The sequence below is a fragment of the Pinisolibacter sp. genome, assembly GCF_036782435.1.
In the GTDB taxonomy this organism is placed as follows: Bacteria; Pseudomonadota; Alphaproteobacteria; order Rhizobiales; family Ancalomicrobiaceae; genus CALBKH01.
This window is the reverse complement of sequence record NZ_DAIPZB010000004.1, coordinates 107044-117900: the sequence shown is the minus strand read 5'-3', so window position 1 is coordinate 117900 and position 10857 is coordinate 107044. Positions and strand designations below refer to the sequence as shown.

Below are 10857 nucleotides of genomic sequence, written 5' to 3'. Positions count from 1 at the left end.
GGCGTCTTTCGTCTAGGAACCGGCTCCGCATCGACATATGTCGCATACATGCGAAACTCTCCGCCCACACCGATCGAGACGCGCCGGCCGCGGCGGGAACGAACCGCGCGGCCACACCGCGCAGCGCTCTTCGCAGGCGCGGAACGAGCCGCGCACGGCGGTTCGGACGCCGAATACCCTCTGTTCGCCTCGCCTCTTCGCCACCCCGCGTGGCGTGCGGCCGCACCCCGAGCCGCCGCCGTGCTGCATCGCATCACGGGTATCCGGTGACCGCGCGAACCGGTCCCGCCGCCGCCGCGCCACCGTCGCGGCGAGATCGGAGATCGCGTCGGCGATCGCCCCTGCGGCATATACTAACGTTTGTTCGTATTTCGAACTCACGGCGAGGGAAGGCCCTACCCCTGCGGCCGCGGCGTCCAGGCATCGGAACGGGGGGCCGTCACCGCAGCGAAGGGCGGTGACCGGATCGAAAAGCCGTCGCCGGATCGCAAGGCGGCCATTCGGCGGGGTGGTCGAAACCGGTCCCGCCGGCGCCGTCAACTCGCGCCGTAGAGCAGCCGCGGCAGCCAGGTCGCCATCGCCGGCCACTGCCACAGCACCCAGAGCATGGCGAGCTGGATGATCACGAAGGGGATGATGCCGATGTAGATGTCGGTGGTCTTCACCTCCGGCGGCGCCACCCCGCGCAGATAGAACAACGCCACCCCGAACGGCGGATGCATGAACGAGGTCTGCAGGTTCACGCCCATCAGCACCCCGAGCCACACCGGGCTCATCGGCGACCCGTCGGGCATCGGCATCTTCAGCAGCACCGGCGCCGCGATCGGCACGACGATGTAGGAGATCTCCAGGAAGTCGACGAAGAAGCCGAGCACGAACATCGCGACCATGACGATGAGGACGGCCCCGGCCGAACCGCCCGGCAGATGTTCGAGATAGCGCGTCACCATCTCCTCGCCGCCGAGCCCGCGGAAGACGAGCGAGAAGAAGGTGGCGCCGATGACGATGGTGAAGACCATCGCCGTGATCTCGGTGGTCGTCTCCACCACCGGACGCAGCACACTCTCCTTCCAGCAGACGAAGGCGGCGAAGAGCACCCCCGCCGCCAACACCGCCGAGGCGAGCCCGGCGACGGCGATCGCCACCGACTGCGCCGTGGTGGTGTCGCCGCGGCCGAGCCGCATGTCGACGCTCGAGGCGAGGACGAGCAGCAGGCCGAGCGCTCCCCAGGCGACGAGGAAGACGACGCCGCGATGCGGTGCCCGCCGCTGACCGGCGAGCAGCAGCGTGCCGACCGCACCCACCGAGGCGGCCTCCGTCGGCGTGGCGATGCCGAAGAGGATCGATCCGAGCACGCACAGCACCAGCGCCACCGGCGGGATCAGCGCCCCGGCCACCTCGGCGAGGGTCACCCGCCCGAGCCCCTCCGGCGCCGGCGGCGAGCTCTTCGGCGACACGATGGCGACCACCGCCTGATAGACGACGTAGAGCCCGGCGAGCACCAGCCCGGGGATCAGCGCCCCGGCGAAGAGGTCGGAGACCGAGACCGTGTCGGGCGCGAAGTTGCCCATGTCGGTCTGCGCCTTCTGATAGGCGTTGGCGAGCACGTCGCCGAGCACCACCAGCACCAGCGACGGCGGAATGATCTGGCCGAGCGTGCCGGCCGCGGCGATCGAGCCGGTGGCGATCTTCGGGTCGTAGCCCCAGCGCAGCATGGTCGGCAGCGACAGCAGACCCATGGTCACCACCGTCGCCCCGACGATGCCGGTGGAGGCGGCGAGCAGCGCGCCGACCAGCGTCACCGAGATGCCGAGCCCGCCCGGCAGACGGCCGAACAGCCGCCCCATCGTCTCGAGCAGCAGCTCGGCGACCTTGGAGCGCTCCAGCATCACGCCCATGAAGACGAACAGCGGCACCGACACCAGCACCGGGTTGGTCATGATGCCGTAGACGCGCTGCGGCAGCGCCGACAGGAAGGTCGGATCGAAGACGCCGGCGAACCAGCCGATGGCGGCGAAGATCACCGCCGTGCCGGCCAGCGTCACCGCCACCGGATAGCCGGCGAGCAGCACCACGCAGGCGGCGACGAACATGCCGATGTCGAGGTATTGGGCGAGGGACATGCGGCCGGCTCCTCAGACGATCGGTTTTTCGACCGGACGACCGGCGAGGACGAGGAACGAGCGCAGGACCAGCGACAGCCCCTGCAACGCCAGGAGGCCGGCGAAGACCAGGATCTCCGCCTTGAGCAGATAGACGAAGGGCAGCCCCGACGTCTCGCGCGATCCCTCGAGGATGGCGAAGGACCGCGCCACGTAGGGCGAGGCGACCCACATGAGCAGCCCCGTCACCGGCCAAAGGAAGATCAGCGTGCCGAGGATGTCGACCACCGCCTTCGTCCGCGGTGCCGCCTCGCGATAGAAGATGTCGACCCGGACCTGCCCGTCGCGCAGCAGCGCGTAGCCGGCCGTCGCCATGAAGCTCGTCGCATAGACGTAGGTGATCGTCTCCTGCACCCACACCGAGCCGATGCCGAAGACGTAGCGCATGATCACCACGGCGAATTGCATGAGGACGATCACCAGGATCGACCAGGCGACGATACGGCCGACGCGGCGGTTGATCGCGTCGATCGCCGCGACGAGGGCCTGCATGGCGGCGGCTCCGGCGGGGACGGGATGGGTTTCGGCCCTCCTCTTATCGACAGACGGCCGGCCGGTCGAGCCGATGCGGCATGGAAGCCATGCATTCCCGCGCCGACACTGGTCGTTCACCTCGCGCCGTGGCATATCTGTCGCGCCTCGAACCGATCCGCAGGTGACGCTCCATCATGTCCGGACTGCCGCTCGTTCTCGTCTCCGCCGACCTCCGCTCCATCGACGGCATGAGCTGGCACATGACGCCCTCGACCTACCTCGAGGCGGTCGTCTACGGCGCCGGGGCGATCCCGGTGATCCTACCCTCGCTCGGCGGCGCGCTCGATCTCGACTCGGTCCTCGATCGGGTCGACGGCCTGCTCCTCTCCGGCTCCAAGTCCAACGTCCATCCGAGCCTCTACGGCGAGGAACCGACCCCCGACCACGAGCCCTACGATCCGGCCCGCGACGCCACGACGCTGCCGCTGATCCGCCGCGCCATCGATCTCGGAATTCCGCTCATCGCCATCTGTCGCGGCTATCAGGAACTCAACGTCGCCCTCGGCGGCACGCTCCACACCGAGATCCAGACCTTCGAGGGCCGCATGGACCACCGCGCCCCCGAAGCGCCGACCAACGACGAGCGCTACGTCATCCGCCACGAGATCCACGTGGTGCGCGAAGGCTGCATCGGCCGCGTCCTCGACACCGACCGCATCGACGTCAATTCGCTGCACCGTCAGGGCGTCGGCATCCTCGCCGACCGGTTGATGATCGAGGCGACCGCCCCCGACGGCACCATCGAGGCGGTGAGCGTCAAGGATGCGAAGGCCTTCGCCGTCGGCGTCCAGTGGCATCCGGAATACTGGGTGCGCTCCGACCACCCCTCGTCGCGCCTCTTCGCCGCTTTCGGCGACGCGGTCCGGGCGCATGCGGCGAAGCGCGGCTGATCAGCCCGCCATCGGCGCGCCGCCGAAGAACGACGCCCCGGCGAGCAGCACGCCCATCGTCAGCACGATGAGCGCGCCGACGATCTCGGCGCCGCGCATCACCCGGTAGCTCCACACCCCGTCGTCGCCGGCGATCCGCAACGCCAGCGCCCGGAGCGACACCGCCGCCGTGGCCAGCGCCGACACGGTGATACCCGTGCCGATCGACATGGCGACGACCGCCATCACCCCGGCCCAGGGCAGCCCCTGCGCGAAGGCGAAGACCAGCACGATCAGCGCGCCTGTGCAGGGGCGGATGCCGACGGCGGCGATCGCCGCCACCGCCTTCTTGAGATCGAACGGCCCGCCGAGTGTCGTCGGATCGGGAGCGTGCACCTGCCCGCAGGCGCAGAGCTCCGCCGCCCGGTTGCGCGCCATGCCCGTGGCGTCGATGGCGAGATCGACGACGCCGCTCTCCACCGCCACCGCCGGCGCCGCCCGCGCCGCCCGCCACGCCGCGAACGTCGGCGAAACGATCTTGGTCCAGCCGAGATAGAGGCCCAGCGCCAGGATCGCCGTCGCGCTCGTCTTCTCGAGCGCCGTGGTGGCGTCGGTCATCTGCAACGCGGTCAGGCGGAAGATCAGGATCGCCGCGCCGACGAAGACGATCGCCACCAGCCCCTGGAGCAGCGCCGAGATCAGCGACAACAGGATGCCGCGCCGCAGCGTCTCGCGATTGGCGAGGACATAGGAGGTGATGACCGCCTTGCCGTGACCGGGCCCGGCGGCGTGGAAGACGCCGTAGGCGAAGGCGAGCACCACCAGCCAGAACCCGGCATGGGGATCGGCCCGCATCGCCTTGAGGCCGGCGGTCAGCGCCCGATAGAAGGCGTTCTGCTTCGCCGCGATCCAGGCGAAGAGGCTGTTGGCCGGCGCTCCGGCCCCGATCTCGGGGGTGCCGACGCCGAACGGCCCGGCCTGGGCCAGCGCCGGTACGATCGCAGCGAGGATCACCACCGCCGCCGATACGGCGACGAGCACCGCACGATCGCGCCTCGCTTCCCTCACGGGCATTTCACCACCACTCGATTGGCCATCTCGTTGGTCAGCGAGCGCAGGTTGGCCGGCAACTCGCGTTCGCTCGCCGGAAACTGGCCGAGGATCGCCGCCGTCGCCGCGTCCGGATCGGCCTTGCGCTTCACCGTCGGGGCGCAGGTCGCCGGCGCATCGATCAGCTTGGCCGGATCCTTCTCCACCAGCTGGTAATCGACGAAATAGTTCGGGTCGTAGACGTCGATGGTGATGCCCGCCGCGTCCGGCTTCACCGCCTGCATCAGCGGCAGCGTATAGAACAGGCTCAGATAGCCGTCCGACGACTGCAACCAGTACTCGGTCGGGATCTTGAAGCCGATGCGCTTGCCACCGGCCTTGAGAAAGGTGAAGTACTCGTACTCCTTGAGCGACTCGACGTTGACCTTGGCGAGCGGCTGCAGCTCCTCGATCGACAGGATCCCGTCGCCGTTGCTGTCGAGCCCCTGGCTGGCGAAGGCGGAGAAGGCGTCGTCGAAGCGCCAGACGTGGCGCAGCGCCGTGATCTTGCCTTCCTTGTCGAACACCACCTCGACGCGCGCGTCGACATAGACGTGTGGATGGGCCGCCGCCTCGCGCGGGACCGCGCCGAGGGCCGCGACGGCGAGGATGAGACCGGCGGAAGCGCGGCGTGCGAAGGTCGAGAACGTCATCCGGTCGGGTCCGATCGATCGAAATGGAAGGTCCGGCGAATCCATAGCACGCCCGGCCACCCGACATCTCGTCCGCCGATCGTGGCCGAAGCGGGGCATGGGAGCGCACCCGCGGTCAGACGCAGGGCTCCGATCGCCGCCGCCGCTCGAACCAGCCGACCATGAAGTCGACGAACACCCTGACCTTGGCCGACAGATGCCGGCGATGCGGATAGACGGCGTGGACGGTGAGGTTCCTCAGTTCGAAATCGGCGAGCAACACCTCGAGCCGCCCCTCTTCGACCGCCCGCCTGACCGCGAACCACGGCGTGCGCGCCACCCCGAGCCCGGCCTCCGCCGCCGTCGCCGCCACCTGCGGCGCATTGGCGTGCAGCCGCGCCGTCACCGGCACGACGGTGCGTTCGCCGTCGACGACGAAGGACCAGTGGTTCCAGTTGCGGGCGTTGGTGTCGGCGACCGCCGGCAGACCGGCGAGGTCGGCCGGCTTCTCCGGACGGCCGTGCGCGGCGATCCATTCCGGCGACGCGCAGGTGACGACCCGGAACGGCGCCAGACGTCGGGCGATGAGGCTCGAATCGACCGGTTCCGAGACCCGGATCGCCACGTCGAACCCCTCTTCGACCAGATCGACGAAGCGATCGTCGAGACGCAGGTCGACGGTGATCTCCGGATGCTTGGCCATGAACTCGGTGATCGCCCCGCCGAGCTCCGAATCGCCGAAGAAGCGCGGACCGGAGATCCGCAGATGACCGCGCGGCTCGCCGTGACTGTCGCGCACCGAAGCGGTCAGGTCGTCGAGCCGCTGCAGGAGATCGACCGCCTCGCGGTGATAGGCGATGCCCACCTCGGTCGGCGCCAATTGCCGCGTGGTGCGATTGAGCAACCGCACGCCCAGCTCGTCCTCGAGATCGCGCACGTATTTCGACAACAGCGCCTTCGACTTCCCGGCCTTGCGCGCCGCCGCCGAGAACCCGCCGGCATCGACCACCTGCACGAAGGCCTGCATCCGCGTCAGAGAATCCATCGTCTCACCTCGTCGAACGATCGCAGTCGAACCTAGCGCACCGTTCGACCCGCGGCCACGCTCACCCCGATCGATCGCCGTGATTTCGCGACCGCAGGGTGGGCCGGGATCGTCCTGGCCACGCGCCGGCGAACGATCGATTCTCGTCGCTCGACCGTGTCGCGCCGCGCTCGACACCCCGTTCTCCGGCCGTGTTCGCGCCATGGCGGGAGGCGCTGTTCCGCCCGCCCTCGGCAAGCCTCCGAAACCCCGTCTCAAGCCTCTGACGGCCCGAGGAAATTTCGCGATTCGTCGCACCCCGTTCCGTCATGATTTTTTCACTTGTGTCACGGGGCGAATGACCCTATATCGCGCTTGCCCAAATTCGCACGTGCCTGTGGCCGCGTGCCGGTCGGTGGACCACCCGAGACAAGAGGCTCGGACCCGCCGGGGCAACCGGCAGCCGGAGATCTGAACCGGCGCACCTCGTGTCTCACACGGGGGACGTGGCTTGAAGCAACGACGTAGAGGGCTTTTTTGGTCTCTGTCGGCTCGTCCAAAGGCCGACGACACTAAAGAGGCAACTACTTCTTTGCCGGCGTGCGGACGGGACCTCCCATCCAAGCCATGGCAGCAACTTCCGTGATCGCGGACGTGTTCGCACGTTTTCGGTTCCGGAAAGGGTCCGCGCCCTCGTTCGCGGGTTCGGGTCGGTGATGAGCCGGCTCATCGGGTGCTTCGCACCGTCGTTCGACCGTCTCCAAAGCGGCCGCGACGCGTGACGCTGCTCCCCGAACACCTTCGCTCGTCCCCTCGGGGCCGGCGCGGAGGAAACGCCCGGGGGAGGCTCGCGCCCGACCGGGGATGACCGAACGCCGGCGGCTTCGTCGGCACCATGCGCCTTCTGGCTCCCGGGGAGGGACCGACCATGACCGACCGTATCCGCGAATTCCTCCGCACCCGCCGTCCCGACGGTCCCTGCCTGGTGGTCGACCTCGACGTCGTGCGCGAGAAGTACATGTCCTTCGCCAAGGCCATGCCCGACACCCGCGTCTTCTACGCGGTGAAGGCCAACCCGGCGCCGGAGGTGCTCGCCCTCCTCGCCGAGCTCGGCTCGTGCTTCGACACCGCCTCGGTGCAGGAGGTCGAGATGGCGCTCGCCGCCGGCGCCTCGCCGGAGCGCATCTCCTTCGGCAACACCATCAAGAAGGAGCGCGACGTCGCCCGCGCCTTCGAGCTCGGTGTGCGCCTCTACGCCGTCGACTGCGAGGCCGAGGTCGAGAAGGTCGCCCGCGCCGCTCCCGGCTCGAGCGTCTTCTGCCGCATCCTCTCCGACGGCGCCGGCGCCGAATGGCCGCTCAGCCGCAAGTTCGGCTGCGAGCCGGCGATGGCGCCGCGCGTGCTCGAGCACGCCCATCGCCTCGGCCTCGACGCCTACGGCGTGTCCTTCCACGTCGGTTCGCAGCAGCGCGACACCGGCGCCTGGGACGAGGCCGTGGCCTCCGCCGCCTGGATCTTCCGTGAGATGAGCGAGCGCGGCATCACGCTGCGCATGGTCAACCTCGGCGGTGGTTTCCCGACGAAGTATCTCAAGGAAGTGCCGGCGGTGCAGGCCTACGCCCAGGCCATCTCCGACGCCATCCTCACCCACTTCGGCAACCACACCCCCGAGACGATCATCGAGCCCGGTCGCGGCATGGTCGGCTCCGCCGGTGTGATCAAGTCGGAGGTCGTGCTCGTTTCCAAGAAGAGCGACGACGACGACGTCCGTTGGGTCTATCTCGACATCGGTAAGTTCGGTGGTCTCGCCGAGACCATGGACGAGGCGATCCGTTATCCGATCACCACCGATCGCGATCACGACGAGAAGGGCGCCTGCGTCCTCGCCGGCCCGACCTGCGACAGTGCCGACGTGCTCTACGAGAAGACCCCGTATTTCCTGCCGATCTCCCTCGAGATCGGCGACGAGGTCCTGATCGAAGGCACCGGCGCCTATACGACCACCTACTCGGCGGTCGCCTTCAACGGCTTCGCGCCCTTGAAGAGCTACGTCATCTGATACGAAGATCGAAACTTCCTTTCGATCTTCGTATTCCGCCCGTCGGAAATGCCCTGACCTCACGAAGGCATTTTCCGACGGAGTGGATCCGGCATCGCGAAGCGATCTGCCGGATCTCGTGAGATGATCTCCGCCGGCCCCCGCCGGGGCCGGCACTCCTCACGAAAACCGCTCCCGACCGGCCGGGTCTCCCGGCACGAGGGTCGTCGTCCGCTCCGCTCCAGGATCACGACCATGACCGTCGCCCATCTCGTCCCCCTCGCCTCCCCCGGCTTCCTCGTCCGCGACGAAGCGATCTCCGACGCCGCCGCGCGAGAGCACCTGCTCGACGACGCTTTCGGCGCCGCGCGCTTCGCCAAGACCAGCGAGCGCCTGCGCGAGGGGCGTCTGCCGGCCGAAGGCCTCGCCCTGGCGGCCGAGGACGACGCCGGTCGCCTCATCGGCACCGTGCGCCTGTGGCACGTCGACCTCGGTTCGGCCGGCGCCGGGCTGATGCTCGGGCCGATCGCGGTCGCGGCCGAAGCGCGCACTCTCGGTCTCGGCTCGGCGCTGATGCGGGTGGCGATCGATCGCGCCCGCCGGCTCGGCCATCGCGCCATCGTGCTGGTCGGCGATGCGCCCTACTACGAGCGCTTCGGCTTCTCGCCCGCGCTCACCACCGGTCTCGATCTGCCCGGCCCGGTCGATCGCGCCCGCTTCCTGGGGCTCGAACTCGAGCCCGGCGCTCTCGCCGACGCCCGCGGCATGGTCGCGGCGACCGGCATCGTCGAGGCGCTCGCCGAGGCGGCGTGATCCCGTCGACCCGAATGCCTCGGGGCGCCGCCGAGCGCGGCGAGGTACTCCGCTCCCCGCGCACCTTTCCCGCCCTTGGCAATTCTCTTGCATCGTCCCCGCCATCGTCACCCGCGGCCGGTCCCTCCGGCCGCGGCGTGTCGCATTTCGACGGCGAGGAGACGACGATGGGTGAGGAAACCGCCACACGCGACCGGGCGCGCGAAGCGCTCGCCACTCTCGAAGGCGCCCGCGCCGCCCGCACCGCGCCCGAGACCTCCGAGGCCGCCGTGCTCGCCGCCCTGGCGCTCGCTCCCGACGACCTCGCGGTGCGCATGGCCGCCTACAAGTTCTATTTCTACGGTGCCCGCCTCGCCGAGGCGCTGCCTCACGCCGGCTGGACCATCGCCCACGCCGCCCGCGCCCTCGCCCTGCCCGAGGACTGGCGCCGGGTCGAGCCGGGATCGGCCGCCTTCGACACGCTCGACGAAGGACCCCGCCTCTTCCTCCAGTCGTTGCTCGCCTGGGGTTATTGCAAGGCGCGCCTCGGCGATCTCCCGGCGGGTATCGAGGCGATGACGAAGGTCGCCGCACTCGATCCGCGCGACCGCTTCGGCGCCGCCCGCCTCGCCGATGTCGTCCGCCGCGAGGGCCGCGACGACGAGGATGGGTGACGTCTCCGCCGCCTCCCCTCACCGCCCCCATCACCGTCGAAACCGCCCGTCACACGACATCGGTCAAGTCGTTCCGTCCCGTCCGGTGGCATTCTGAGGAAAACATAGACGGGCGATCGAACTTCCGTGACCGACCTCTCCTCCTCTCCCCCCGCCCCCCGTCCGCGTGGCGACACGCTGCCGGGCAATCCGATGATGTGGCTGCTGATCGCCGCCGAGCTTCTGGTCTTCGGCGCCGCGCTCCTCGGCTACGCCGGCGCCCGCGCCCTCGATCCCGCCGGCTTCGCCGCCGCCCAGGACGGGCTCGACCGCCTCGCCGGCACGATCAACACCGCGGTGCTGCTGACCTCCGGCCTCTTCGCCGCCCTCGCCACCGAGGCGCGTCGGCGCGGTGAACGGGGGTGGACCCGCATCCTCCTCACCGTCGCCGCGTTGATCGGCTCGATCTTCCTGGTGGTGAAGGCTCACGAATACGCCGCCGAGATCGCCGCCGGCAACGGCCTCGACACCTCGACCTTCCACACCCTCTACTTCCTGATCACCGGCTTCCACGCCGTCCACGTGGTCTTCGGCATCGTCATCCTCGGCATCGTCATGATCTTCGACGACCTCGAGCACGTCGAGACCGGCACCGCCTTCTGGCACATGGTCGATCTGGTCTGGGTGGTGGTCTTCCCCACCCTCTACCTGTTGCGCTGAGGAGGGGCTCCATGCATCCCGAGACGCGCCATCTCGTTCTCACCTGGGCCGTTCTCATGGGGCTGACCACGGCGCTCGGCTTCGCCGGCGACGTTCTCCATGCCTCGCGCCTCGGCGTCGCCTTCCTCGCCGTCATCGGCGTCGTCACGCTGGTCAAGGCGCGCCTCGTCCTCGCCCGCTACCTGAGGCTGGAACTGGCGCCGGGCTTCCTCTCCGGCTTCACCGGCTCCCTCGCCGTCACCGTGGCGGTGATCGTCCTCTCCTTCGCCGTCATCCACCAGCCGCTCGTCGCCAAGCCCTTCGCCGGCGCTCCGATCGAGCGGCCGACGGCGAAGCCCTGACGT

Annotated in this window: 11 protein-coding genes; 6 read left to right on the top strand and 5 right to left on the bottom strand. The window is 69.3% G+C overall.

What is annotated here, in order from left to right:
• Positions 1 to 536: 536 nt before the first annotated feature.
• The gene (locus tag V7Q42_RS03035; RefSeq protein ID WP_333822387.1) at positions 537 to 2123 is read right to left on the bottom strand and encodes a TRAP transporter large permease; all 1587 of its coding nucleotides are present in this window, start codon (positions 2121 to 2123) and stop codon (positions 537 to 539) included.
• A 12-nt stretch (positions 2124 to 2135) separates the two neighbouring features.
• Positions 2136 to 2654 carry a TRAP transporter small permease subunit gene (locus V7Q42_RS03030; RefSeq protein WP_333822386.1) on the bottom strand — a complete coding sequence of 173 codons (519 nt, stop codon included), beginning with the start codon at positions 2652 to 2654 and terminating at the stop codon, positions 2136 to 2138.
• A 176-nt stretch (positions 2655 to 2830) separates the two neighbouring features.
• On the opposite strand from V7Q42_RS03030, the gene V7Q42_RS03025 reads away from it, so the two are divergent.
• Positions 2831 to 3586 carry a gamma-glutamyl-gamma-aminobutyrate hydrolase family protein gene (locus V7Q42_RS03025; RefSeq protein WP_333822385.1) on the top strand — a complete coding sequence of 252 codons (756 nt, stop codon included), beginning with the start codon at positions 2831 to 2833 and terminating at the stop codon, positions 3584 to 3586.
• On the opposite strand, the gene V7Q42_RS03020 is transcribed toward V7Q42_RS03025, so the two are convergent.
• The 3 genes from V7Q42_RS03020 to V7Q42_RS03010 form a co-directional block, all read right to left on the bottom strand.
• On the bottom strand, positions 3587 to 4633 hold the full coding sequence (locus V7Q42_RS03020) for a nickel/cobalt transporter (protein ID WP_333822383.1): 1047 nt from the start codon (positions 4631 to 4633) through the stop codon (positions 3587 to 3589).
• Complete coding sequence (locus V7Q42_RS03015) at positions 4630 to 5307, bottom strand: DUF1007 family protein (RefSeq protein ID WP_333822381.1); 678 nt, start codon at positions 5305 to 5307, stop codon at positions 4630 to 4632. Before V7Q42_RS03015 ends, V7Q42_RS03020 begins: the two co-directional genes overlap by 4 nt.
• A 115-nt stretch (positions 5308 to 5422) precedes the next feature.
• Positions 5423 to 6331 carry a LysR family transcriptional regulator gene (locus V7Q42_RS03010; protein ID WP_333822380.1) on the bottom strand — a complete coding sequence of 303 codons (909 nt, stop codon included), beginning with the start codon at positions 6329 to 6331 and terminating at the stop codon, positions 5423 to 5425.
• A gap of 907 nt (positions 6332 to 7238) precedes the next feature.
• Between V7Q42_RS03010 and V7Q42_RS03005 the strand changes: the two genes are divergently transcribed.
• From V7Q42_RS03005 to V7Q42_RS02985, 5 genes are all read left to right on the top strand, one after another.
• Complete coding sequence (locus V7Q42_RS03005; protein ID WP_333822379.1) at positions 7239 to 8369, top strand: type III PLP-dependent enzyme; 1131 nt, start codon at positions 7239 to 7241, stop codon at positions 8367 to 8369.
• 234 nt (positions 8370 to 8603) lie between these two features.
• A complete protein-coding gene (locus V7Q42_RS03000; RefSeq protein WP_333822377.1) occupies positions 8604 to 9161 on the top strand; it encodes a GNAT family N-acetyltransferase in 558 nt (185 codons plus the stop codon).
• 167 nt (positions 9162 to 9328) lie between these two features.
• The gene (locus V7Q42_RS02995) at positions 9329 to 9814 is read left to right on the top strand and encodes a hypothetical protein (RefSeq protein WP_333822376.1); all 486 of its coding nucleotides are present in this window, start codon (positions 9329 to 9331) and stop codon (positions 9812 to 9814) included.
• A gap of 126 nt (positions 9815 to 9940) precedes the next feature.
• On the top strand, positions 9941 to 10513 hold the full coding sequence (locus tag V7Q42_RS02990) for a cytochrome c oxidase subunit 3 family protein (RefSeq protein WP_333822374.1): 573 nt from the start codon (positions 9941 to 9943) through the stop codon (positions 10511 to 10513).
• 11 nt (positions 10514 to 10524) lie between these two features.
• A complete protein-coding gene (locus V7Q42_RS02985) occupies positions 10525 to 10854 on the top strand; it encodes a hypothetical protein (RefSeq protein ID WP_333822372.1) in 330 nt (109 codons plus the stop codon).
• The last annotated feature ends 3 nt before the right edge of the window (positions 10855 to 10857 follow it).

Coding starts and splice junctions, on each gene's coding strand:
- V7Q42_RS02995 (WP_333822376.1), top strand. CDS start 9,329: ATGGGTGAGGAAACCGCCACACGCGACCGGGCGCGCGAAGCGCTCGCC.
- V7Q42_RS03010 (WP_333822380.1), bottom strand. CDS start 6,331: ATGGATTCTCTGACGCGGATGCAGGCCTTCGTGCAGGTGGTCGATGCC.
- V7Q42_RS03030 (WP_333822386.1), bottom strand. CDS start 2,654: ATGCAGGCCCTCGTCGCGGCGATCGACGCGATCAACCGCCGCGTCGGC.
- V7Q42_RS03005 (WP_333822379.1), top strand. CDS start 7,239: ATGACCGACCGTATCCGCGAATTCCTCCGCACCCGCCGTCCCGACGGT.
- V7Q42_RS03000 (WP_333822377.1), top strand. CDS start 8,604: ATGACCGTCGCCCATCTCGTCCCCCTCGCCTCCCCCGGCTTCCTCGTC.
- V7Q42_RS03025 (WP_333822385.1), top strand. CDS start 2,831: ATGTCCGGACTGCCGCTCGTTCTCGTCTCCGCCGACCTCCGCTCCATC.
- V7Q42_RS02985 (WP_333822372.1), top strand. CDS start 10,525: ATGCATCCCGAGACGCGCCATCTCGTTCTCACCTGGGCCGTTCTCATG.
- V7Q42_RS03035 (WP_333822387.1), bottom strand. CDS start 2,123: ATGTCCCTCGCCCAATACCTCGACATCGGCATGTTCGTCGCCGCCTGC.
- V7Q42_RS03015 (WP_333822381.1), bottom strand. CDS start 5,307: ATGACGTTCTCGACCTTCGCACGCCGCGCTTCCGCCGGTCTCATCCTC.